The following is a 23070-nucleotide window of genomic DNA, read 5'->3' as shown; positions in this document are numbered from 1 at the left end:
GCCCCGCAGCGGGGCTCAGACGACCGCGCCGCTGTCGTCGGGCGTGCGCTCGACGCGCTTGGCCCGGGGCTCGCGTGGCTCAACCGGCCAGACCCGGTGCATCAGCACCGCCAGCGGGGTGGCGGTGAAGACCGAGGAGTAGGTGCCGACGACCAGGCCGATGAGCAGTGCGAGCGCGAAGTCGGTCAGCGAGTCGCCGCCGAGCACGAACAGGGCGCCCAGGATGAACATCGTGCCGAGACCGGTGTTGATCGTGCGGGGGACGGTGGCCAGCACCGCCTCGTTGCACGAGTCGGAGAAGGTCTCGCCGCCCTCACGGGTGCCGCGCCACTTCTCGCGCACCCGGTCGAAGACGACGACGGTGTCGTTGACGCTCAGGCCGATGACGGTGAGGATCGCGGCGAGGAAGACCCCGTCGACGGGCCGGCCGAGCCAGGCGAAGACACCGATGACGATCGAGACGTCGTGGAGCATGGCGATGGCGGCCGAGGCGCCGAAGACCCAGCGGAAGCGCAGCGCGAGGTAGAGCATCTGGGCGGCCAGGGCGATGCCGAGGGCGATCAGGGCCTTGTTGCGCAGCTCGTCGCCGAGGGACGGCCCGATCAGCGAGTCGGACTCGAGGTCGGAGCCCGGGACGGCGGCGGTGACGGTGTCGCGGATCAGCTGGGCCTGGTCGTTGTCGACGTCGCCGACCTTGACCACCAGGTCGCCGTCGCCGGAGGTCTGCACGACGGCGTCGTCGAAGCCCTCGTCGCCGAGGTCGGAGCGCACCGTCTCGACGTCGCCGGCGGTCGCGGCGGTCGTGGTGGTGAAGTCGAGCACCCGCCCGCCGGTGAACTCGACGCCGAGGTTGAGGCCGTTGAGCCCGATCCCGGCCAGCGCCGCGACGACCACGGCGGCGGAGACGGCCAGCCAGATCCGCGAGCGCCCCATGATGTCGGGGTTCTTCTCGAGCAGGACGTCGTGGACCTTGCCGGTCTTCGCGAACCCGGTCAGCGCCGGGCGGCGGCGCACGACCTTGCGGGAGGCGGCGAACTCGACCAGGACCCGGCTGATGACCATCGCCGAGAACATCGAGGCGATGACACCGATCGTGAGGGTCACGCCGAAGCCGCGGACCGGGCCGGTGGCCAGGAAGAACAGCAGGCCACCGGCGAGCAGGGTGGTGACGTTGGAGTCGAGGATGGCCGACCAGGCCTTCGAGAAGCCCGTCGAGATCGCGCGCGCCGGCGGTGCCCCCTGCTCGGAGCTCTCCTCCTTGGCGCGCTCGAAGACCAGCACGTTGGCGTCGATCGCCATGCCGATGGCGAGCACGAAGCCGGCGAGGCCGGGCAGGGTGAGGGTGGCGCCGAGCGCGACCAGGATGGCGTACGAGATGAGGGCGTAGCAGCCCAGCGCGACCACTGCGAGGAAGCCGGAGAGCCGGTAGGCGAAGGTGATGAAGAGGCCGGTCAGCAGCAGGCCGATCAGGCCGGCCTTGAACGAGGCGTCGATGGCCTCGTCGCCCAGCGTGGGGCCGACGACCTGCTGGGAGATGATCTCGACCGGCAGCGGCAGGGCGCCACCCTCGATGAGCAGGGCGAGGTTCTGGGCCGAGGCCTCGGTGAAGCTGCCGCTGATCTGGGTGCGCCCGCCGAGCTGGCCCACGTCGCAGGTGGAGTCCTGGACCTGCGGGGAGCTGATGACCTCGCTGTCGAGGACGATCGCGATGCGGCGCTGGGGGTCGCCCTGCTGGAAGCAGGCGGCGTCGCCGGTCAGCGAGGCCCAGGCGTCCTGGCCCTTGCTGGCGAACTCGACGTCGACCACCCACTGCACACCCTGCTCCTGGATGCCGGCGGTGGCGCTCGAGACGTCGTCGCCCTCGAGCTGGGCCGGGCCGAGCACGAGGGGCCCGCCGTCCTCGTCGGTGGTGGCGAAGCGGCCCTGCTTGTCGGTGTCGGGCTGCTGCGAGCCCTCCTCGGGCTCGTCACCGGTGTCGCCGACGATGCTGGGGTCGGTGCCGAGCACCGGGTGGAAGGTCAGGCGCGCGGTCCGGCCGACGACCTCGGCGGCCTCGCGCGGGTCCTCGACGCCGGGGAGCTCGATGAGGATGCGGTTCTCGCCCGAGCGCACGAGGGTCGGCTCGGTGACGCCGAGGGCGTCGACGCGCCCGCGCAGCACCTCCACGGCCCGGTCGGTGTTCTCGGCGTTGGCCTCGACCGTGTCGGTCGAGCTGGCCTCCAGGGTGATCTGGGTGCCTCCGGAGAGGTCCAGGCCGAGCTTGGGCGTCGAGCCCAGGGTCAGCAGGGCGGCACCGATCAGGACCAGGACGGCGACGAGGAAACGCCACCACGAGCTCTTGCGCATGACGCACATGTTCCGTCATGCGTTCTTTACGTCACACACCGGGCTCTCAGGAGGGCGGCCAGACCTCGGGCGAGCAGGCCGCCACCAGGGCCCGTCGACCGGCGCGGGCCAGCGGCCGCAGCGCCTGGGCGCGCGCGTCGGCCTCGGCGGCGCTGATAGCGCCGCCGTCGTCCTCGAGCGCCAGGTCGGTGATCTCCAGCGCCTGCAGCCCCCGGGCAGCGAGCTCGACGCAGCGGGCCGGGACGCCGGGCGGGGCGTCGAGCGCCTCGCGGTGGCGCAGGTCCATCAGCCGGTCGGCGACCTCGGGCCGCCAGCGCGCCACCTCGAGCCGGGCCAGCAGGTCGGCGGTGGCCGGCAGCGCCGCGCGCAGCGCCCGGTCGGCCTCGCCGACGTCGGGCAGCTGGCGGCGCGCGGCCGGCTCGGCCACCCAGGTGGTCGCCGCGCCGACGACGACCGGCACCAGACCCACGGCCCCCGGGGCGCCGGGGTGGCACGCATGCCGGCCCCGGTCACCACCACGGCCTCGCCGGCCTCGAGGGCGGCGGCGTTGAAGACCGGGGGACCGCCCAGCCCGACGGGGTCGCCCTCGACACCGAAGGCCGCGCCGATGGTGTCGGCGCCCTCGACGCGCAGGCGCCCCAGCCCGCCCAGCAGCGTCTCGGTCGCGTCGCCGCCCAGCCCCAGGGAGCCCAGGCCCGCGACCGCGTGCGTGGCCTGGTCGTCGACCACCGCGTCGACCACGAGGTCGGCCACCACGTGCCCGCGCAACCAGGCGGTGCCCCACCAGGCGAGGCGGGCGGCGGCGGGCAGGGGTGAGGTCACGGCGGCTGAGGGTACGCCGGTGGTTAGGGTGACGCCATGGCAGCAGTCCTCGAGTTCGCCGACGTCTCCGTCCGACGGGGCGCAGCCACCCTGCTCGACCGGGTCAGCTGGACCGTGGAGGAGGACGAGCGGTGGGTGGTGCTCGGGCCCAACGGCGCCGGCAAGACCACCCTGCTCCAGCTCGCCTCGGCCCAGATCCACCCCACCGACGGGGTGGCCGCGGTGCTCGAGGAGGTCCTCGGCACCGTCGACGTCTTCGAGCTGCGCCCGCGCATCGGCCTGACCAGCGCCGCCCTCGCCGAGCGGATCCCGCGCCACGAGACCGTGCGCGACCTCGTCGTCTCCGCGTCGTACGCCGTCGTGGGGCGCTGGCAGGAGGAGTACGACCCGCTCGACCACGAGCGCGCCGACGCGCTGCTGCGCGAGCTCGGGGCGCTGCACCTGGCCGACCGCACCTTCGGCACCCTGTCGGAGGGCGAGCGCAAGCGGGTGCAGATCTGCCGGTCGCTGATGACCGACCCCGAGCTGCTGCTGCTCGACGAGCCCGCCGCCGGGCTCGACCTGGGCGGGCGCGAGGACCTGGTCGCCACCTTGTCGATGCTGGCCTACGACCCCGACTCGCCGGCCACGGTGCTGGTCTCCCACCACGTCGAGGAGATCCCGCCCGGGTTCACCCACGCCCTGCTGCTGCGCGAGGGCCGGGTCGTCGAGGCGGGCCTGCTCGACCAGGTGCTGACCGAGTCGGCACTCTCGGCGACCTTCGGGATGCCGCTGAGCCTGACCCACGAGGACGGGCGCTGGGCGGCGCGTCGTCGCACCCGCGCCCACTGAGCCGCGGCAGGTAAAGACCCGGCACCGCGCCCTGGGTAGGGTGAGGTCATGGACTGGTGGAGCGACAACAGCTGGGTCGGTTGGCTCGGGCTCGCCGCCGCCCTGGGTGTCGTCGAGATGTTCAGCCTCGACCTCATCTTCATGATGCTCGCGGTCGGTGCCCTGACCGGCGCCGTCGCGGGCGCCTTCGACCTGCCGCTGGCCCTGCAGCTGCTGGCCGCCTCGGCCGCGTCGCTGGCGACGCTGACCCTGCTGCGGCCCCGGCTGATCACCCGCCTGCACGGCGGCCCCGAGCTGACCCTGGGCCACGACCGGCTCCTGGGCACCCAGGGCCAGGTCACGATGCGCATCAGCGCCACCGACGTGGGCCGGGTCCGCCTGGCCGGCGAGGAGTGGACCGCGGCGCCGTACGACACGATGACCACCATCGAGCCCGGTGAGACCGTCGAGGTGCTGCAGATCCGGGGCGCCACCGCCTACGTCCACCCGGTGCCCAGGCTCGAGGCCTGACCGCACCCAGCACGCCCAGCACGACCGTCCGCACGTCCCAACCTCCGAGGAGAACCCATGGGTCTCGCCCTTCTCATCGTGGCCGCGGTGCTGTTCCTGTTCATCGCGGTGGTGCTCGCCAAGACGATCCGGATCGTGCCGCAGGCGCGCGCGGCGATCGTCGAGCGCTTCGGCAAGTACAAGAACACGCTCTCCCCGGGCCTGAACATCGTGGTGCCGTTCATCGACAAGGTGCGCTACGTCATCGACATGCGTGAGCAGGTCGTCAGCTTCCCGCCGCAGCCGGTCATCACCGAGGACAACCTCGTGGTCTCGATCGACACCGTCATCTACTTCCAGGTCACCGACCCCGTGGCGGCGACCTACGAGATCGCCAACTACATCCAGGCCGTCGAGCAGCTGACGATGACGACGCTGCGCAACATCGTCGGCGGGATGGACCTCGAGGAGACGCTGACCAGCCGCGACGAGATCAACACCCGCCTGCGCGGGGTCCTCGACGAGGCCACCGGCAAGTGGGGCATCCGGGTCAACCGGGTCGAGCTCAAGGGCATCGACCCGCCGCCGTCGATCAAGGACTCGATGGAGAAGCAGATGCGCGCCGACCGCGACAAGCGTGCGCTGATCCTCACCGCCGAGGGCGAGCGCCAGTCGGCCATCCTGACCGCCGAGGGCCAGAAGCAGTCGGCCATCCTGACCGCCGAGGGCGACCGCGAGTCGCAGATCCTGCGCGCCCAGGCCGACCGCGAGTCGCAGATCCTGCGCGCCCAGGGCGAGGGCCAGGCCATCCAGACGGTCTTCCAGGCCATCCACGACGGCCAGCCCGACCAGTCGCTGCTGGCCTACCAGTACCTGCAGATGATGCCGAAGATCGCCGAGGGCGACGCCAACAAGGTCTGGATCGTGCCCAGCGAGATCGGCAAGGCCCTCGAGGGCCTCGGCTCGACGATGAACGACCTCAAGGGGATTCCGCAGGAGGTCGAGGGGCCGCTCAAGCGCGTCGACATGGGCCCCAGCGAGCCGAAGGTCCCCGAGACCGGTGGGACCAGCGGGTCGAGCAACGCCGCCGTCCAGGCCGCGATCGAGGAGGCGGCCAAGGCCGCCAACCCGGGGCGGGCGCGCGCCGAGTCCACCGAGCGTCCCCAGGGTGACGCCGAGTGACCACCGCCTAGATGGGGCTGCTCGAGACGGCCGTGATCCTGCTCGCCGGGGTCGCGGCCGGTTCCATCAACGCCGTCGTGGGGTCGGGCACCCTCATCACGTTCCCCACGCTGCTGGCCTTCGGCGTGCCGCCGGTGACGGCCAACGTCTCCAACAACGTGGGGCTGGTCCCCGGGTCCCTCTCGGCCGTCTGGGGCTACCGCCGCGAGCTGGCCGGGCAGCGTGACCGGGTGCTGCGCCTGGGCGCCGCCTCGTTCCTGGGCGGCACCGTGGGCGCCGTGCTGCTCCTGGTGCTCCCCGAGGACGCGTTCGCCACGATCGTGCCGGCGCTCGTGCTGCTCGGTGTCGTGCTGGTCGTGGTCCAGCCCAGCGTCGCGCGCCGGGTGGCCGCCCGGCGTGCCGCACGGGACGCCGCCGGCGTGGCGGCGCGCGACGGGGCCGGGTGGGTGTGGCCCGCGGTGCTGGGCACCGGTGTCTACGGCGGGTACTTCGGCGCCGCCCAGGGCGTGCTGCTGATGGGCGTGCTCGGCATCGGCGTGGCCGACGACCTGCAGCGCCTCAACGCCGTCAAGAACGTGCTCGCCGCCATCGTCAACGGGGTCGCCGCGGTCGTCTTCGTGGCCGTGGCCTCCATCGACTGGACCATCGTCGCGGTGATCGCGGTCGGGGCCGTGGTGGGTGGCCAGATCGGCGCGCACGTGGGACGACGGCTCCCCCCGCTGCTGCTGCGCGCGGTCATCGTGGTGGTCGGCCTGACCGCCTTCGTGGTGCTGGTCCTGGGCTAGGCGGGCGCCGTCGGGTCGCCCTCGACGTAGGCGCGGTGCCAGCGCTCGATCTCGGCGTAGGCGCGCTCACGGGCCTCGGGCCGCGAGAGCACCACGTCGTGGCGAGCCCCCGGCACCGCCACGTAGGTGACGTGCGCACCCAGGGCGGTGGCCCAGCGGCGGATCTGCGGCACCTCGAGCACGATGTCGGCGGTGTGCACGTCGTCGCCCATCTCGGTGGGCACCGTGGAGCGGTCGGAGGAGAGCACCAGCACCGGCGCCGGCACGTCGAGGCCGCGCTGCAGGCGGGCGTGCCCGGTGCGCACCGCCCGCAACCAGCCGACGTACACCGCGAAGGACTCCAGGGGCTTCCAGGACAGGTCGAAGTCCCACTCGCCGCCGTGGTCGCGGTGCAGGCTGCGGCCGTAGAGGCCGGAGACGTCGCGGCGGATCTCGCGCATCGGCTGGCGGGCCCCCAGCTGCTTGATCACCGCGGTGCCCACGGTGCGCAGCAGCAGGCTGCCCTGCAGGTCGAGCCACGGCGAGTTGAGCACCAGCCCGGCCAGCTCGGCGGGCCGCTGCCGGTCGAGCCACAGCGAGGTGACGAGACCACCGGTGGAGTGCGCCGCCACGACCACGCGGTCGTGGCGGTCACGCTCGGTGATGCGCTGCCAGGCGATCTCGAGCTCGGCGTCGTACTCGGCGAGGTCGGTGACGTACGTCGGGGTCTGGCCGGGGCGGATCGAGCGGCCGTACTTGCGCAGGTCGAGGGCGTAGAAGTCGTAGCCGCGCTCGAGCCACCACTGGGCGAAGCCGGTCTGGAAGAAGTAGTCGGCGAAGCCGTGCACGTAGAGCACGGCCCGCCCCGAGGGCCGGGGGGAGCGGTGGCTGACCAGGGTGGCCACCAGCGGGCCCTCGTGGTCCTCCCCGAGGTCGATGGTCTCGGCGAGCCAGGGCTCACCCAGCACGTCGGTGACGGTGCCGTCGTGGTCGGGCGACATGGCGGCAGTGTGTCAGGCGGGACGACGACGGGTGCGCGGCGGTCTCGGGGGACGACCGCTGCGGTGGCGGGGGAACCCGTCGCGAGCGGTCAGGGCCAGGGCGGGCTCGTTGCTGGTCACCAGCCAGGCCCGGCCCGGTCGCATCCAGTAGCGAAGCGAGTCCTCGGTGTCCACGGTCCACACCAGCAGGGGCAGGCCCCGGCGGCGGGCGAAGGCGGCGACGCCGAGCCGCGCCAGGGTGTGCTTGGCCACGACCAGGTTGGCGCGCGACTCGGTGTAGCGCAGCCGCGGCAGCAGCTCGGAGACCCGCACGCGGACCTGGCGGTGCCAGGGGAGCCCGCGCACGCTGCGGCCCAGTGAGAGGCCGACGAGCAGGTCGTGGCCCTCCTGGTCCGACCAGTCGCGCACCGCGCGCACCGCCTTGTCCTCCAGGGTCGTCACGATGACCTGGTCGGCGCCGAGCACCTGCACCGCGCGCCGGGCCGCCTGGACCTCCCAGGTGGCCGCGGCCTCGGCGTACAGGCTGTCGGGGGAGGTGAACTTGAGGTCGATGTGGGCCCTGGTCACCCCGGCGAGCGCCTCCAGCACCTCCTCGTAGCGCAGGAAGTGGGGCGCCCGGGAGGCGAACTCCTCGAAGGAGAGCGCGGCGAGCGGGACCCGGCGGTCCCCGACCCACATCCAGTCGTCGTGGAAGAGCACGAGGGTGCCGTCGGCGCAGCGCTGGACGTCGAACTCGACGAAGTCGACCGCGAGGTCGAGGGCGTTCTCGAGCGCGACCCGGGTGTTCTCGAGCCCACGGTCACCACCGGCCCCGCAGCGGTGGGCACTGACCAGCACCGGCTCCTTGGCTCGCACGGGGCGCCACTCTAACGAGAGCGGCGCCCCGTGCCGGAGCGGCCGTGGCTCAGACGGTCTCGAGCGCCTCGGTGGGGTGCGGCGCGGGGTCGCCGTGCTGCCCGGCACGCACCGCGTCCTCGATGCGCTTGCCGATCTGCTCGTCGACGTTGCGCCAGTACTCGAAGGCCCGCTCCAGGACCTCGTCGCTCACGCCGCCGGCGAGGTGCCCGGCGACGTTGGAGACGAAGCGCTCGCGCGCGGCGTCGTCCCAGACCTCGTTGACCATCGTGCGGGCCTGGCCGAAGTCGTCGTCCTCGGGACGCAGCGTGTAGGCCTCGCGCACCATGTCGCCGTCGGTCTCCCAGCCGTCCTCGGCGGGCCCGGTCAGGTCGGAGAACGGGTCGCCGTAGGAGTTCGGGGCGTACTTCGAGCGGTCACCGGTGTGGTCGTAGGCCATCGGGCCGTCAAACTGGTAGGTGTAGGCGCCCTCGACGCGGTGCCGGTTGACCGGCAGCTGCTGGTAGTTGGGGCCGATGCGGTAGCGGTGGGTGTCGGCGTACGCGAAGACCCGCCCCAGCAGCATCTTGTCGGGGGAGAACCCGATGCCCGGCACGATCGCGGACGGCTCGAAGGCGGCCTGCTCGATCTGCGCGAAGTGGTTCTCGGGGTTCGTGTGCAACGTCATCTTCCCCACCTCGATGAGCGGGTAGTCGCCGTGCGGCCACACCTTCGTCAGGTCGAAGGGGTTGAAGCGGTAGGTCTTGGCGTCCTCGTAGGGCATCACCTGCACCTTGAGGGTCCAGCTGGGGTGGTCCCCGGCCTCGATGGAGTCGAAGAGGTCGCGGCGGTGGAAGTCGGAGTCCTCGCCCGCGATGCGGTTGGCGTCCTCCTGGGTCAGGCACTCCACGCCCTGGTCGGAGATGAAGTGGAACTTCACCCACGACTTCTCCCCGGCCTCGTTGTAGAGCATGTAGGTGTGGCTGCCGTAGCCGTTCATGTGGCGCCAGGTCTTGGGGATGCCCCGGTCGCCCATCAGCCAGGTGACCTGGTGGGCCGACTCGGGGTTGAGGGTCCAGAAGTCCCACTGCATGTCGTTGTCGCGCAGCCCGTTGGCGCCGCGGCGCTTCTGGCTGCGGATGAAGTGCGGGAACTTCATCGTGTCGCGCACGAAGAAGACCGGGGTGTTGTTGCCGACGAGGTCCCAGTTGCCCTCGGAGGTGTAGAACTTCAGCGAGAACCCGCGCGGGTCGCGCCAGGTGTCGGGGGAGCCCATCTCGCCGGCGACGGTCGAGAACCGGGCGAGCATGTCGGTCTTCGCGCCGGGCTGCAGCACGGCCGCCTTGGTGTACTGCGAGATGTCGCCGGTGATCTCGAGCGTGCCGAACGCACCGGAGCCCTTGGCGTGCACGTTGCGCTCGGGCACCCGCTCGCGGTTGAAGTGCGCCATCTGCTCGATGAAGTGGTGGTCGTGCAGCAGGATCGGGCCGTCGGGGCCGACGGTGAGGCTGTTGCGGTCGCTGGGTGCGGGGGCGCCGTTGCCGGCGGTCGAGCCGTGGGTCTGGGTCATCAGGGTCCCTCCTGGGGGCGTGCGGACGTCGCTGTCGCTACCGTCGCCACCCTGCCCTCTTGTCTGGAGCCAGTCAAGAAAAGTCACCCCTTCGGGGTGTCGGCTCCCCGGCCCCGTCGCACCACCTAGTCTTCGGCCGGTGACCTCGAGGCCGGCGCGTGCGTGGACGGTGGTCGCGCGCCACGTGCAGGACCGCGTCGACGGGTGGCGCTCGGGCAGCCCGGCCAGCCAGCGCTACGTGGCGGTGGTGCTGCTGGGCCTGCTGACGGCCACGCTGGCGGTCCAGACGCTCAGCTACGGGGTGGCGCCGGTCGGTGTGGTCTTCGTGTGGCTGCTGGCCGGCATGCTGCTGCTGCGCTACCGCCCGCTCCTGCTGCTGGTCTCGTGGGCGCTGGTCGGGACGATCGGCGTCGCCGTCTCCGACGCGCTGGGCCCGGGCGAGCTCGAGTCGTCGCGGATCTCGGCCACGGTGTCGCTGGTGGTCGCCTCGGCGCTGGTGCTGCTGCAGTCGAGCCGGCAGCGCAGCGGCCTGCCCACCCTGCTGGGCGAGACCGTCCTCTCCGACCTGCGCGACCGCCTCCAGCGCCAGGGGACGGTGCCGCCGCTGCCCGAGGGCTGGCGCAGCGAGAGCGCCATGCTGGCCGCCGACTCCGTCGGCTACGCCGGCGACTTCCTGGTCGCCCGCCTCGACGAGCAGGCCCACCGCCTGGAGATGATCCTGGTCGACGTCGTCGGGAAGGGAGTGGCGGCCGGGACCGCCGCCCTGCAGTTCGCGGGCGCCCTGGGCGGGCTGCTGGGCGCCGTGCCGCCCGGGCGCCTGATGGAGGCCGCCAACGACTTCCTGCTGCGCCAGGAGTCCGACGAGGCGTTCGCCACCGCCGTGCACGTGGTCGTCGAGCTGCGCACCGGTGCCTACGAGGTGCTCAGCGCCGGGCACCCGCCGGTGCTGCGGCGCGAGGGGGGCTCCTGGCGCGTCGACACCGCCCGCGGCACCGCCCTGGGGGTCACGGCCCAGGCCGAGGTCGAGCCCAGCCGCGGCCGGCTCTGCCCCGGCGACGCGCTCATGTTCTACACCGACGGGGTCGTGGAGCGCCCGGGCGAGGACATCGACGACGGGGTCGAGTGGCTGCGCACGACCGCCAGCGACCTCACCGCCTCCTCGGGCCTCGACGGGCTGCCGCGCCGCGTGCTGCGCCGGGTGTCGCGGGGCGACGACGACCGCGCCGTGCTCGTCCTGCACCGCCTCCCCGACCCGGCGCAGATCTCGCGCTGACCCGGCACAGATCTCGCGCCGACCCGGCACAGATCTCGCGCCGACCCGGCACGGATCCACGCCGGCGACGGGGTGGAGGTGTGGGCGGGGGAGTCCTCGGGCACCCTGGGTGCGTGCCCTCGCTGACCCTGGACCACCGCCAGCGCCGCCTGGTGCTCGCCCTCGTCGCGGTCGGCTCGCTGGTGCTGCTCGCCGTCCTCGCGGTGGTGGTGACGCAGCGGCCGGGCGCGGGGCCCGGACGGGCAGGGTCTGCGCCCACGCCCGCCGCGAGCTCCGCGGAGGAGGCTGCCGCGGCCGGGGTGGACACCACCGAGGAGGCGACGTACGCCGAGGCGACGCTGGCCGACCCCGACCGCCTGCGCATCCCCGAGCTCGGCGTCGACGCGCCTGTGCGCGGCATCGAGGCCCCGGGGCGGGTGCTGGTGCCGCCGCGGGACCCGCAACAGCTGGGCTGGTGGTCGGACGGGGCGCGCCCGGGGGCCGAGACCGGCAGTGCTCTCGTGGTCGGCCACACCGTGCACACCGGCGGCGGGGCCCTCGACGACCTGGAGACGCTCGAGGCCGGGGACCGGATGACCGTGCGATCCGAGGGGGCCGACCTCGTCTACGCCGTCAGCACGGTGCGGGTCTACGACAAGGGCCGCATCGCGCGCGACGCGGGGCGGCTCTTCAGCCAGGAGGTCCCCGGGCGCCTGGTGGTGCTCACCTGCGAGGACTGGGACGGCTCGGGCTACCGCAGCAACGTGGTCGTGGTCGCCGAGCCGGTCGACCGGCCCGCCTGAGCCGGGAACAAGCGGGCCCCCGCCGCCGTTGGATCGACAGTTCGAGATTCAACTACAGGGGAGCGTGAGCAGCATGCAGCTCGGGATCTTCAGCGTCGGCGACGTGACGCCCGACCCGACCACCGGCCGGACCCCGACCGAGCAGGAGCGGATCCGCGCGCAGGTCGCGATCGCGCGCAAGGCCGAGGAGGTCGGCCTCGACGTCGTCGCGGTCGGCCAGCACCACAACCCGCCGTTCGTAGCCTCCTCGCCGACGACGACGCTGGCCTGGATCGGCGCGCAGACCGAGCGCATCGTGCTCTCGACATCCACGACGCTGATCACCACCACGGACCCGGTGCGCATCGCCGAGGACTACGCCACGCTCCAGCACCTCACCGGCGGTCGCGTCGACCTGATGATGGGCCGCGGCAACACCGGCCCGGTCTACCCCTGGTTCGGCAAGGACATCCGCGAGGGCATCAACCTCGCCGTCGAGAACTACGCGCTGCTGCACCGGCTCTGGCGCGAGGACGTCGTCGACTGGCAGGGACGCTTCCGCACGCCCCTGCAGGGCTTCACCGCGACCCCGCGTCCGCTCGACGGCGTGGCGCCCTTCGTCTGGCACGGCTCCATCCGCAGCCCCGAGATCGCCGAGCAGGCGGCGTACTACGGCGACGGCTTCTTCCACAACCACATCTTCTGGCCGTCCGAGCACGCGGCCCGGATGGTGCGGCTCTACCGGGACCGCTTCGAGCACTACGGGCACGGCCGCGCCGACCAGGCCTACGTCGGGCTGGGCGGGCAGTTCTTCATGCGCAGGGACAGCCAGGCGGCGGTGCGCGAGTTCCGGCCCTACTTCGACAACGCCCCGGTCTACGGCCACGGCCCGTCGCTGGAGGACTTCACCTCGCAGACCCCGCTGACGGTCGGCTCGCCGCAGCAGGTGCTGGAGCGCACCCTGGGCTTCCGCGAGCACGTGGGCGACTACCAGCGCCAGCTGTTCCTCATCGACCACGCGGGCCTGCCGTTGAAGACCGTGCTCGAGCAGCTCGACCTGCTCGGCGAGATCCTCCCCGACCTGCGTGCGGGCTTCGCCGAGGGGCGACCTGCACACGTGCCCGACGCCCCGACCCACGCCGGGATGCTCGCGGCGCGGCAGCGGCAGGAGGTCACGGCATGACCCGGCTGGTGGTCCTCAGCGCCGGCCTGTCGGACCCGTCGTCGACCCGGCTGCTGGCCGACCGGCTCATCTCCGCGGTCGTGGGCCGGCTCGAGGCCCCTGTCGACGTCGAGGTGGTCGAGCTGCGCCGCCTCGCGCACCCGTTGGCCGACCGGCTCGTCACCGGCTTCGCCGGTGCGGAGCTGGCCGCCGCCCTGGAGGCGGTGCGCGCCGCCGACGCGCTGATCGCGGTCACACCGGTCTACGCGGCGTCGTACAGCGGGCTCTTCAAGACCTTCGTGGACGTGCTGGAGCGCGACGCACTCGACGGGACGCCGGTGCTCGTGGCCGCCACCGGAGGCACGGCCCGGCACTCGATGGTGCTCGACCACGCGCTGCGTCCGCTCTTCACCCACCTGCGGGCGACCGTGCTGCCCTCCGGGGTCTTCGCGGCCACCGACGACTTCGGCGACGCCGGTCTGGAGGCCCGGGTGGAGCGGGCCGCCGCCGAGCTGGCCGCCGCGCTGAACCCGGGCGCCGGGCACCGGCGGCCGCGCGAGCGCAGCCTCGAGGCCGAGCTGGCCGAGCCCACGCCCTTCGAGGAGCTGCTGCGCCGCGCAGGCGCGGACCCGACGGGCTGACGTCCTTCGGCCAGCGTCCAGTGCCGCGTCAGTGCTGGTAGGTGCCGTGCAGCACCGCGCGGCCAGCGGTCTTGAAGGCCAGGTTGAACGAGACGACGGCCGGGCTGGCGTCGGAGTCCACGCCGAGGCTCTCCTCGGTGACGGCGTGCACCACGAAGAAGTAGCGGTGCACCTGGTCGCCGGGCGGCGGGGCGGCCCCGGCGAACGCCTTGGCGCCCAGGTCGTTGCGGCACATGAAGGCCTGGCCCGGCAGGTCGGCACCCTCGGCGCCGATGCCGGCGGGCAGCTCGGTGGTGTCGGCCGGCAGGTCGACGAGCACCCAGTGCCAGAACCCGCTGGGGGTGGGCGCGTCGGGGTCGAAGCAGGTCACGGTGAAGCTCTTGGTGCCCTCGGGAGCGCCGCTCCACGAGAGCTGCGGCGAGGAGTCCCCGCCGTCGCCGACCTGGGCCGCGTCGAGGGGCGCACCCTCGCTGACGTCGGTGCTGGTCACCGTGAAGGACGGCACCGGGGGCAGGAGGTCGTAGGGGTTCGGGGCCACGGGGCGCTCGAGGTTGCTCATGTAGCCGAACGTAGCCAACGTCTCGGACCGTGACCACCACCCGGGCAGTGGCGCCGCCCGGGGGTGCGCCCGGGGAGCATGGGCCCATGGCTGCTCTCCCCGAGGACCCCACCACCGCCGCGACCGCGCACGAGCCCCCGCCGTACCCGGTCGGCCTGCGCCTCGCCGGACGGCGGGTCCTGGTCGTGGGCGGGGGACAGGTCGCGCAGCGCCGGGTGCCGGCCCTGATCGCCGCCGGCGCCGACGTGGTCGTCGTCGCCCCCGACGTCACCCCGGCCCTGGAGGGCATGGGCGCCGAGCTCACCTGGGTGCGGCGCCGCTTCGAGCCCACCGACGTCGATGGCGCGTGGTACGTCGTCGCGGCCACCGACGACGCCGAGGTCAACGCGGCGGTGCTGGCCGAGGCGGAGGCGCAGCGGGTCTTCTGCACGCGTGCCGACGACGCCCGCGAGGCCAGCGCCTGGACGCCCGCGGTCGGGCGCCACGACGGTGTGACCGTCGCGGTGCTCGCCAACCGCGAGCCCCGCCGCTCCGCGGCCGTGCGCGACGAGGTGATGACCGCGCTCCGCGACGGGCGGCTCACCGTGCGCGACGCCCACCACCGCACCGCCGGGGTGGTGCTCGTCGGGGGCGGGCCCGGCGACCCCGAGCTGGCGACGGTCGCCGCCCGGCACGCCCTGGCCAGCGCCGACGTCGTGGTGGCCGACCGGCTGGCTCCTCGCGAGCTGCTCGACGAGCTGCCGGCCCACGTCGAGCTGGTCGACGTCGCCAAGCTGCCGCGGGGGCGCCAGGCCAGCCAGGAGTCGATCAACGAGGTCATCGTCGAGCGGGCGCTCGAGGGCAAGCGGGTGGTGCGCTTCAAGGGGGGCGACAACTTCGTCTTCGGTCGCGGCTTCGAGGAGATCCTGGCCTGCCGGGCCGCCGGGGTCCCGGTCAGCGTCGTCCCCGGGCTGACGTCGGCGATCTCGGTGCCCGCCGGTGTGGGGATCCCGGTGACCCACCGCGGCGTCGCCCACGAGTTCACCGTCGTGACCGGTCACGTGCCCCCCGGTCACCCGCAGTCGCTGGTCGACTGGGAGGCGCTGGCGCGGATGCGCGGCACCGTGGTGCTGCTGATGGCGGTGCAGAACGCCCCCGTGATCGCCGAGACGCTGATCGCCGGTGGTCGGCGCCCCTCCACCCCGGTGGCGGTCATCGTCGAGGGCACGATGCCCGAGGAGCACACGGTGCTGAGCACCCTCGGCGACCTCGCGCACGACATCGTCGAGCAGGGGGTCCGGGCGCCTGCGATCATCGTCGTCGGCGACGTGGTCGCCGTGGCCCGACCGGGCCACTACGCCGAGCCGGTGACGGTGCGGCCGGGCGACTTCGCGGAGGAGTGACGTGGCGCAGCTGGTGGAGGTCAGCGACCCGGACGACCCGCGGCTGCGCGACTACCGCGACCTGCGCGACGTACAGCTGCGCAAGGACCTCGAGGCCGAGCACGGGCTGTTCCTGGCCGAGGGCGAGAAGGTGGTGCGCCGCGCCGTCGAGTCCGGGTACGCCGCCCGCTCGTTCCTGATGGCCCCGCGCTGGCTCGACGGGCTCGCCGACGTGCTCGAGCGCTCCGAGGCGCCCTGCTTCGTGCTGAGCGAGGACCTCGCCGAGCAGGTGACGGGCTTCCACGTGCACCGCGGCGCCCTCGCCTCCCTCGAGCGCCGCCCGCTCCCACCGGTCGACGCCGTCCTCGAGGGGGCGCGCTCGGTGCTGGTGCTCGAGGACATCGTCGACCACACCAACGTGGGCGCGATCCTGCGCAGCGGCGCCGCGCTCGGCTTCGACGCCGCGCTGCTGGCGCCCCGCTGCGCCGACCCGCTCTACCGCCGCGCCATCAAGGTCTCGATGGGCGCGGTCTTCACGCTGCCGTGGACCCGCCTGCCCGGGTGGCGCGACGCGCTGCCCTCGCTCTCGGAGCGCGGCTTCACGACGGTCGCGCTCACCCTCGCCGACGACGCCGTACCGGTCGAGGAGGCCGTCGCCGGGCTCGACAAGGTCGCGCTGGTGCTGGGCTCGGAGGGGCACGGGCTCTCGGAGCGCTGGCAGGACAGCGCAGACCGGCGCGCGGTCATCCCGATGCACGAGGGCATCGACTCCCTCAACGTCGCCGCCGCCTCCGCGGTGGCCTGCTACGTCACCGCGCGGCGTTGACTGGGCGTGTCCCGAGGAGTGCATGGCAGGGGAGGCGACTGACATGCTGGGGCGCGTGAACACCCGCGCCACCGACTGGTCCGAGCGCTTTCCTCGGCTGTTCCAGGATGCGTACGTGGACTACGCGGCCGCTCGCACCTCGTACGTCGAAGGGGCGGCGCCCGAGGACCTCACCACTCGCCTCCACGTCGTTGCAGTGACCGATCGGGCGGAGGTCGTGGTGTGCCGAGACGCGCAGGGTGGGCGATTCCTGCCGGGAGGAACGCGGGAGCTCGGTGAGTCCCTCCGCGACCTGGCCGAGAGGGAGCTGATGGAGGAGGCAGGGGCCGTCCTGTCGGGAGACCTGGTCCACTTCTCCTCGCACCGGGCGGACAGCGAGCTGGCGGAGCCCTATCGCGCCCACTTCGCCCACCCCCGCACGTTCTGGGGATACGCAGTCGGACGCGTACGGGTCACCGGGCCGCCCTCGAATCCGCTGGACGGGGAGGACATCGTGGAGGTGCTGACCCTTCGACCCAGCGCTGCGGCGGACTACCTCGCCGAGGAGGAACCTCTCCACGCCGACGTTCTGCGGCACGCGGACGCCTTGGGGCTCATCCAGGGCTCCTAGCCCGACGGTGGGCTGACCGGGTGCTCGGGGAGGTGGCGCCTGCAGCGGCTGCCCGATCGCGGGACGTGGACCCCGCGCTTGGTGTCCATCTCGCCGAGGTCACCGGCAGTCGGCGGGCCTGAACGAGACGGCCTGCTCGACCGGGACCTCGACCTGCCCCTCAGGCCCGTCCTCGCCCGACCACGTGGCCCGGACGGTGCCGATCTCGGCGGTCCGCTCGCCGGCGAGCACGTCGTCGTCGAAGCGCAGGTGGAACATCAGCAGGCCGGTCCGCCCCTCGGTGGCGGAGTAGAAGTCGACGCGGTTGCGACCCGCCCAGGAGACCTGGCTCTGCTCGCGCAGCTCCGCGCGGTCGGACCAGGCGTACTCGCCGCCGAAGGCGATGGTGCCGCCGAAGTTGGTGGGTGGGAGGTCGATCGCCGGACCGATCGACCGGACCCCGTCGCTGTCGACCAACGAGAAGTCCAGGTGCTCGACGTCGCGCAGGACCTCGTAGGTGACGTCGAGCCACGCGAGGTCGGGGTAGGGACGGTCGTAGCAGGTGGTGCCGCTGGACATCGACTCGATCGTGATCGCGTCCTGGACGTCGCCGTCGTCCGGGCTGGGGGCGGGCGTGGTGGTCACCGTGACGGTGGCGGTCGGTGCCGCGGCGGGCGAGCCGTCTCCCTGAGCCGTGCAGCCCGACAGGGCGAGGGCGGTCAGTGCGGCGCCGGCGGTGACCCGAGAAAGGTAAAGCACGCTCGGAGAGTATTCGCTACTTTCGCCCCATGGACCAACGACCCGCCGACTCCGCCTACCACCGCACCCTCCCGATCGGCGAGCGGCTCCCGGGCCGTCCACTGGTCGAGGACCGTCTCTCCTGCTTCGAGGAGGTCACGCTGCGCCCGTTGGAGCCGATGCTGGTGCCCGAGGCGCCGCGGGCGGGCGAGGCCGACCGCAGCGAGTGCGGTCACTGCCAGCCGTCGGAGCACACCATCTGGCACGACGACCTGTGGCAGGTGCGCTCGGGGTTCGTGCCCTTCGGGCTGCCGTTCGTGGGCGGGATCGCCCCGCGTGAGCACGTGCTGCTCGAGGACGCGCCGCTCGAGCTGCTCGCCACCCTGGGCCCGCTGCTGCAACGGGTGAGCAACGCGGTCAAGGCGGTGCCGGGCGTGGCCCGCACCCACCTGGCGCGCTGGGGCGACGGCTCGGAGCACTTCCACCTGTGGGCGCTGGCCCGCCCCGCCGGGATGATGCAGGGCCGCGGCGCGATGCTGGCGTTCTGGGACGACGTGCTGCCGCCGCTGCCCGACGACCTGCGCGAGGAGCACCTGCGCGTGGTCGCCGAGGCGCTGGCCGCCGACGGCGGGACCGCCTTCCCGGCGAGGGGTGCTTAGCGGCCCTGCATGAGTCCCCGGCCGACCGGTGACTCATGCACTTGTCAGGTGTTGCAACACCCACTAAGTGCATGAATCCCCGGCTGACCGGGGACTCATGCACCCGGCCAGTAGACCCTCACTCGGCGGGCCAGCCCTCCGGGTACTCCTCGACGGCTCGGTCGTGCTCCTTGGCGAGCTTCTTGCGCTGCTTGGTGGCCAGGCGGTCGCCGAAGACCGTGCCGCGGGTGTGGTCGGTCTCGTGCTGCAGGCAGCGGGCCAGCAGGCCGTCGCCGGTGAAGGTGACCGGCTCGCCGTCGAGCCCGGTGCCGTGCACGGTCGCGGTGTCGGGGCGGGCGCAGGGCACAAAGGCGCCGGGGTAGGACAGGCAGCCCTCGTCGGAGTCGTCGAGGTGGCGCTCCTTGCCCTCCGGGAGCTCGAGCTCGGGGTTGCAGACCACGCCGACGGTGCGCTCGCCCGACTCGTCGGGGCAGTCGAAGACGAAGACGGCCCGGTCGACGCCGATCTGGCAGGCGGCCAGGCCGACCCCGTCGGCGGCGTACATGGTGGCGACCATGTCGGCGACCAGGGCGCGCAGCTCGTCGTCGTACGTCGTGACCGGCTCCTGGGGGCGGTGCATGACCGGGGTGCCCCAGCGGGTGATCGGGCGGACCGTGCCGCCCTCGGGGAGGGGGCCGTACGGCGCGTGCTCGGGCTGCTCTGGCGGTGCGGGCATGCCCGCGATCCTAGGAGAGCCCCACGGCGCCCGCTAAACCAACGCTGCGCTGTGACCCGGACCACGCACCCACCTGTAGCGCAATGTGTAACTCACAGTTACATTGACGTCATGGACCTGACCAAGAGCCTCCCGGCGCGGCTGCGCCCCGGGGGAAGGCACGGGCTGGCGGACACCGAGGTGCGCGACCCCATCGGCTACGCCGTGGCCGCCCTCGGCAAGCTCGCCCAGAGCGACCTCCTCGACCGCGTGGGCCTGCGCAAGCAGGCCGAGCAGGCGGTCTTCACCGTCACCCGCACCGGCTTCCAGGCCGCCACCAGCGCCAACCGTGCCTTCACCCGCGCGGGCAGCCGGCAGAAGGCCGGCGTCCGGGTGCCGGCTGCGGCGCCGAAGGGCGTCTTCGACCTGACGCCCAGCGAGGACGAGCAGATGCTCGTCGACGTCGTGGGCGAGTACGCCGCCGAGGTGGTGCGCCCCGCCGCCGCGGAGGCCGACGAGGCGTGCGCCGCCCCCGAGCCCGTCCTCAAGGCCAGCCTCGACATCGGGCTGCCGATCCTCGGCGTGCCCGAGTCGCTCGGCGGCATCTCCGAGGAGCGCTCGGCCGTCGCCGGCACCCTGGTCGCCGAGGCGCTCTCCCGCGGCGACATGGGCCTGGCCGTGGCCGCCCTCGCCCCGGGTGCGGTCGCCACCGCCCTGGGCCTGTGGGGCACCGAGGCCCAGCAGCAGACCTACCTGCCCGCCTTCACCGGCGACGAGGTGCCGGCGGCCGCGCTGGCGATCAGCGAGCCCGCCGTCCTCTTCGACGCCCTCTCGCCCAGCACCACCGCGCGGCGCACGCCCGACGGCTTCGTCCTCGACGGGCTCAAGAGCGCCGTCGTGCGCGCCGCCGAGGCCGAGCTCTTCGTCGTGGGCGCCGAGCTCGAGGGCAGCCCGGTGCTGTTCCTGGTGGAGTCCTCGACCCCCGGCCTGAGCGTCGAGTCCGACCCCGGCATGGGCGTGCGGGCCGCCTCGATGGCCCGCCTGCGCCTCGAGGGCGTCACCCTGCCCGCCGACGCGGTCCTCGGCGAGACCGACGGCTCGACGTACGCCGAGTGCGTGCGGCTCTCGCGCCTGGCGTGGTGCGCCCTCGCGGTCGGCACCGGCCAGTCGGTGCTCGACTACGTGACCCCCTACGTCAAGGAGCGCCACGCCTTCGGCGAGCCCGTGGCGCACCGCCAGTCGGTGGCGTTCATGGTCGCCGACATCGCGATCGAGCTGCAGGCCATGCGCCTGCTGACCTACAAGGCCGCCGGCCGCGCCGCCGCGGGCAAGGACTTCTCCCGCGAGGTCGCGCTGGCGCGCCGGCTGTGCGCCGAGAAGGGCATGCGGATCGGCCTCGACGGCGTCCAGCTGCTCGGTGGCCACGGCTTCGTCAAGGAGCACCCGGTCGAGCGGTGGTACCGCGACCTGCGGGCCGTCGGCGTGATGGAAGGAGCCGTCCTCGTCTGAGGGCAACCACACCATGATCAATCTGGACGACCCCAAGAAGTTCCGCCCGCTGCGCGACCAGGCCCACCAGGTCGCGATGAACATGCTGCGGCCCATCTCGCGCAAGTACGACAAGGCCGAGCACGCCTACCCCACCGAGCTCGACATGCTCGCCTCGATGATCGACGGGCTCTCGGAGTCCGGGGCCGCGGAGGGTGCCGGCGCCGCCGGCGTACGCCGCGACGAGAAGCCCGAGGAGAAGCAGGCGGGCTCGAAGAACGGCGCCAACCTCGCCTCGGTGCTCTCGATCGCCGAGATGTGCTGGGGCGACGTCGGCCTGCTGCTCTCGATGCCGCGCCAGGGGCTGGGCAACTCCGCCATCGCCTCGGTGGCCGACGACGAGCAGGCCGAGCGCTTCGACGGCGTGTGGGCCGGGATGGCGATCACCGAGCCGGGCACCGGCTCGGACTCCGCCAACATCTCGACCACCGCGGTCCTCGACGGCGACGAGTACGTCATCAACGGCGAGAAGATCTACGTCACCAGCGGCGACCGCGCCGACGCCATCGTCGTGTGGGCCACCCTCGACCGCGACCTGGGTCGCGCGGCGATCAAGTCGTTCGTGGTGCCCAAGGGCACGCCGGGCATGCGCGTCGACCGGCTCGAGCACAAGCTCGGCATCAAGGCCTCCGACACCGCCACGATCATCTTCGAGGACTGCCGGGTGCCGAAGGAGAACCTGCTCGGCTCCCCGGAGGTCGACGTCAAGCAGGGCTTCGCCGGCGCGATGGCGACCTTCGACAACACCCGCCCGCTCGTGGCCGCGATGGCCATCGGCTGCGCCAAGGCCTCGCTCGACCTGACCCGGGACCTGCTCGAGCAGGCCGGGGTGGTCATCGACTACGACCGTCCCGCGCTGACCCAGTCGGCCGCCGCAGCGAAGTTCCTGCAGATGGAGGCCGACTGGGAGGCCGCCCGCCTGCTGACGCTGCAGGCGGCCTGGATGGCCGACAACCGCGAGCCGAACTCGCTGGAGGCCTCGATGGCCAAGGCGAAGGCCGGGCGCGTCGGCTCCGACATCACCCTCTCCTGCGTCGAGCTGGCCGGCACCCTGGGCTACAGCGAGGTCGAGCTGCTCGAGAAGTGGTCGCGCGACTCCAAGATCCTCGACATCTTCGAGGGCACCCAGCAGATCCAGCAGCTGATCGTCGCGCGGCGGGTGCTGGGGCTCAGCAGCGCCGAGCTGAAGTAGTCCGGCGACGTACGACGGCCCGGGACCCACCGTGGTGGGTCCCGGGCCGTTCGTCGTGGTCGTGGCTCAGCTGTCGCTGGCCTGCTGCAGGGTCTCGGACTCCGAGGCGACCTGCTTGGCGGTCGCGGTGTCGACCAGCGGCTCGGTGCCCGCGTCGGCGGGCAGCTCGAGCTGCTCGGGGCCCTCGGGCTCCGGCGGGGCCGCCGAGGACGGGGTCGGCTCGGACTTGAGCGGGACCTGGTCGGCGGTCTTCGTCGGCGCCGGCTTCTTGGCCGCTGCCTTCTTGGCCGCTGCCTTCTTGGGAGCCGCCTTCTTCGCCGCCGTCTTCCTGGCCGGGCTCTTCTTGCCGGCGAACGCCGCGACGTCGGCCGGGGTCGCGTCGACCTCGACGTCGGCGGCACCGGCGTCGATGTCGGTGACCGGCTCGGTGCTCGGCTCGGTGCTCGTCTCGGTGACCGGGGCTGCCGGGGCGGGCGCCGGCGTGGGCGCCTTGGCCGGCGCCTCGGGCGCGCCGGAGCGGCCGGTCACCTTGCCTACCAGGCTGCGTGCGGTGCCCTCGACGGCGAGCCGCCCCAGGGTGACGCCGGAGCGCACCTGGGTGGCTGCCTTGTCCGCAGCGGCGGCGGGGAGCTTGGCGACGCCGACGGCGAGGTCGGTCGCCACCTCGGCGACGGGGCCGACCACGGGGATCTTGGAGAGCGGGGTGGGCACGGGGGTGTCCTCCTGGGGATGGGGTGCCGGCGACCGAGTGGCCGCGGCGTGACCCCCAGAGTGAACCACCCGGTGCGGACGGTGGCCCCGCACCCAGGGGTGAGCGCGGCTCAGGAGTCGGCGGGCCGCACCGGCTCCGGGGCCGGGCCGGGGCGCCGCGGGGGGAGCCGGTCACCCGGCGCCGAGCGCGGCGTACGGGGCTCGGCGGCGGCCGAGCCCACCTCGGGGCGGGGCGCGACCCGGGCCGCCACGTCGGCCGGCGTCACCTCGGGCGTGGCGGGCGCCACCGGGTGCTCGGACGAGCGCTCAGCCGGCCGGTCCGCCCGGGTGCCCGGGGAGAGCGAGAGGCCCCGCTCGACCCACGGCCGCACCCGCTCCAGGGCCCGCCCGCCGAGACGCAGGCCGCTGTGCAGCGTGCCGAGGACGCGGCGTCCGACCTCCCCGGCGGTGGCGATCGTGCTGGTGCGCTGCTCGTCGGTGGAGCTCATGGGCAGGTCCTCTCGTCGACGTCGATCGG

24 protein-coding genes and 1 pseudogene are annotated in these 23070 nt (G+C 73.3%); 14 read left to right on the top strand and 11 right to left on the bottom strand.

The features are described from left to right. Positions 1–15 precede the first annotated feature (15 nt). From secD to H0S66_RS18135, 3 genes are read right to left on the bottom strand one after another with little or no spacing between them, the layout of a single operon-like run. Positions 16–2346: a protein translocase subunit SecD gene (gene secD, locus H0S66_RS18140; protein WP_179616606.1), complete on the bottom strand. Its 2331-nt coding sequence runs from the start codon at positions 2344–2346 to the stop codon at positions 16–18. A 46-nt stretch (positions 2347–2392) separates the two neighbouring features. Then, positions 2393–2632 (bottom strand): hypothetical protein, encoded by a 240-nt coding sequence (locus tag H0S66_RS20700; RefSeq protein ID WP_258016980.1) that lies wholly within the window; start codon positions 2630–2632, stop codon positions 2393–2395. Further along, positions 2632–3168, bottom strand: coding sequence for a hypothetical protein (locus tag H0S66_RS18135; RefSeq protein WP_258016979.1), 537 nt, complete (start codon positions 3166–3168; stop codon positions 2632–2634). The genes H0S66_RS20700 and H0S66_RS18135 overlap by 1 nt, the downstream gene beginning before the upstream one ends. A gap of 36 nt (positions 3169–3204) precedes the next feature. Here H0S66_RS18135 and H0S66_RS18130 point away from each other — a divergent pair, with 36 nt between their 5' ends. Genes H0S66_RS18130 through H0S66_RS18115 form a run of 4 tightly spaced genes read left to right on the top strand, consistent with a single transcriptional unit; the run spans position 3205 to position 6455 of the window. Further along, complete coding sequence (locus H0S66_RS18130) at positions 3205–3999, top strand: ABC transporter ATP-binding protein (RefSeq protein WP_179616604.1); 795 nt, start codon at positions 3205–3207, stop codon at positions 3997–3999. 48 nt (positions 4000–4047) lie between these two features. Then, complete coding sequence (locus H0S66_RS18125; RefSeq protein ID WP_179616603.1) at positions 4048–4509, top strand: NfeD family protein; 462 nt, start codon at positions 4048–4050, stop codon at positions 4507–4509. A gap of 57 nt (positions 4510–4566) precedes the next feature. Further along, positions 4567–5670, top strand: a complete 1104-nt coding sequence (locus tag H0S66_RS18120) for an SPFH domain-containing protein (RefSeq protein WP_179616602.1) — start codon at positions 4567–4569, stop codon at positions 5668–5670. An 11-nt stretch (positions 5671–5681) separates the two neighbouring features. Beyond that, positions 5682–6455 carry a sulfite exporter TauE/SafE family protein gene (locus tag H0S66_RS18115; RefSeq protein WP_179616601.1) on the top strand — a complete coding sequence of 258 codons (774 nt, stop codon included), beginning with the start codon at positions 5682–5684 and terminating at the stop codon, positions 6453–6455. Here H0S66_RS18115 and H0S66_RS18110 read toward each other — a convergent pair. The 3 genes and pseudogenes from H0S66_RS18110 to H0S66_RS18100 all read right to left on the bottom strand — a co-directional run. After that, positions 6452–7435, bottom strand: a complete 984-nt coding sequence (locus H0S66_RS18110; protein WP_179616600.1) for an alpha/beta hydrolase — start codon at positions 7433–7435, stop codon at positions 6452–6454. The two genes, H0S66_RS18115 and H0S66_RS18110, sit on opposite strands and share 4 nt — an antisense overlap. A gap of 12 nt (positions 7436–7447) precedes the next feature. Further along, entirely contained in the window at positions 7448–8290 is an 843-nt protein-coding gene (locus H0S66_RS18105) for a glycerophosphodiester phosphodiesterase (protein ID WP_179616599.1), read from the bottom strand. 109 nt (positions 8291–8399) lie between these two features. Further along, a pseudogene (locus H0S66_RS18100) lies at positions 8400–9839 on the bottom strand (catalase); the annotation flags it as partial. A 139-nt stretch (positions 9840–9978) separates the two neighbouring features. On the opposite strand from H0S66_RS18100, the gene H0S66_RS18095 reads away from it, so the two are divergent. The 4 genes from H0S66_RS18095 (at position 9979) to H0S66_RS18080 (ending at position 13676) form a co-directional block, all read left to right on the top strand. After that, a complete protein-coding gene (locus H0S66_RS18095; protein WP_179616597.1) occupies positions 9979–11112 on the top strand; it encodes a PP2C family protein-serine/threonine phosphatase in 1134 nt (377 codons plus the stop codon). A gap of 113 nt (positions 11113–11225) precedes the next feature. Next, complete coding sequence (locus tag H0S66_RS18090) at positions 11226–11894, top strand: class F sortase (protein ID WP_258016978.1); 669 nt, start codon at positions 11226–11228, stop codon at positions 11892–11894. A gap of 73 nt (positions 11895–11967) precedes the next feature. Continuing rightward, positions 11968–13056 carry an LLM class flavin-dependent oxidoreductase gene (locus H0S66_RS18085; RefSeq protein ID WP_179617519.1) on the top strand — a complete coding sequence of 363 codons (1089 nt, stop codon included), beginning with the start codon at positions 11968–11970 and terminating at the stop codon, positions 13054–13056. Further along, on the top strand, positions 13053–13676 hold the full coding sequence (locus H0S66_RS18080; RefSeq protein ID WP_179616596.1) for a CE1759 family FMN reductase: 624 nt from the start codon (positions 13053–13055) through the stop codon (positions 13674–13676). The genes H0S66_RS18085 and H0S66_RS18080 overlap by 4 nt, the downstream gene beginning before the upstream one ends. Before the next feature lie 28 nt (positions 13677–13704). On the opposite strand, the gene H0S66_RS18075 is transcribed toward H0S66_RS18080, so the two are convergent. Next, a complete protein-coding gene (locus H0S66_RS18075) occupies positions 13705–14235 on the bottom strand; it encodes a YbhB/YbcL family Raf kinase inhibitor-like protein (RefSeq protein WP_179616595.1) in 531 nt (176 codons plus the stop codon). Between the two features lie 86 nt (positions 14236–14321). Here H0S66_RS18075 and cobA point away from each other — a divergent pair, with 86 nt between their 5' ends. The 3 genes from cobA to H0S66_RS18060 are packed head-to-tail and all read left to right on the top strand — an operon-like array spanning position 14322 to position 17032. Beyond that, positions 14322–15617 carry a uroporphyrinogen-III C-methyltransferase gene (gene cobA / locus H0S66_RS18070; RefSeq protein ID WP_179616594.1) on the top strand — a complete coding sequence of 432 codons (1296 nt, stop codon included), beginning with the start codon at positions 14322–14324 and terminating at the stop codon, positions 15615–15617. Position 15618: 1 nt separating this feature from the next. Beyond that, the gene (locus tag H0S66_RS18065) at positions 15619–16422 is read left to right on the top strand and encodes a TrmH family RNA methyltransferase (protein ID WP_179616593.1); all 804 of its coding nucleotides are present in this window, start codon (positions 15619–15621) and stop codon (positions 16420–16422) included. Between the two features lie 55 nt (positions 16423–16477). Then, complete coding sequence (locus H0S66_RS18060) at positions 16478–17032, top strand: NUDIX hydrolase (protein WP_179616592.1); 555 nt, start codon at positions 16478–16480, stop codon at positions 17030–17032. A gap of 99 nt (positions 17033–17131) precedes the next feature. On the opposite strand, the gene H0S66_RS18055 is transcribed toward H0S66_RS18060, so the two are convergent. After that, positions 17132–17770, bottom strand: a complete 639-nt coding sequence (locus H0S66_RS18055; protein WP_179616591.1) for a hypothetical protein — start codon at positions 17768–17770, stop codon at positions 17132–17134. A 29-nt stretch (positions 17771–17799) separates the two neighbouring features. Here H0S66_RS18055 and H0S66_RS18050 point away from each other — a divergent pair, with 29 nt between their 5' ends. Next, positions 17800–18408 (top strand): hypothetical protein, encoded by a 609-nt coding sequence (locus tag H0S66_RS18050; protein WP_179616590.1) that lies wholly within the window; start codon positions 17800–17802, stop codon positions 18406–18408. Positions 18409–18526: 118 nt separating this feature from the next. On the opposite strand, the gene def is transcribed toward H0S66_RS18050, so the two are convergent. After that, the gene (def, locus tag H0S66_RS18045) at positions 18527–19123 is read right to left on the bottom strand and encodes a peptide deformylase (RefSeq protein WP_179616589.1); all 597 of its coding nucleotides are present in this window, start codon (positions 19121–19123) and stop codon (positions 18527–18529) included. Positions 19124–19234: 111 nt separating this feature from the next. Here def and H0S66_RS18040 point away from each other — a divergent pair, with 111 nt between their 5' ends. Next, the gene (locus H0S66_RS18040) at positions 19235–20611 is read left to right on the top strand and encodes an acyl-CoA dehydrogenase family protein (RefSeq protein WP_179616588.1); all 1377 of its coding nucleotides are present in this window, start codon (positions 19235–19237) and stop codon (positions 20609–20611) included. A 13-nt stretch (positions 20612–20624) separates the two neighbouring features. Next, on the top strand, positions 20625–21842 hold the full coding sequence (locus H0S66_RS18035) for an acyl-CoA dehydrogenase family protein (RefSeq protein ID WP_179616587.1): 1218 nt from the start codon (positions 20625–20627) through the stop codon (positions 21840–21842). 66 nt (positions 21843–21908) lie between these two features. Here H0S66_RS18035 and H0S66_RS18030 read toward each other — a convergent pair whose 3' ends face one another. Beyond that, positions 21909–22553 (bottom strand): hypothetical protein, encoded by a 645-nt coding sequence (locus H0S66_RS18030; protein WP_179616586.1) that lies wholly within the window; start codon positions 22551–22553, stop codon positions 21909–21911. A gap of 110 nt (positions 22554–22663) precedes the next feature. Then, positions 22664–23041 (bottom strand): hypothetical protein, encoded by a 378-nt coding sequence (locus H0S66_RS18025; protein ID WP_179616585.1) that lies wholly within the window; start codon positions 23039–23041, stop codon positions 22664–22666. Positions 23042–23070: the final 29 nt, after the last annotated feature.

Source organism: Nocardioides marinisabuli (genome assembly GCF_013466785.1).
Taxonomy (GTDB): Bacteria; Actinomycetota; Actinomycetes; order Propionibacteriales; family Nocardioidaceae; genus Nocardioides; species Nocardioides marinisabuli.
The sequence above is the reverse complement of the archived record's forward strand: the minus strand, read 5'-3'. Positions and strand labels throughout refer to the sequence as shown.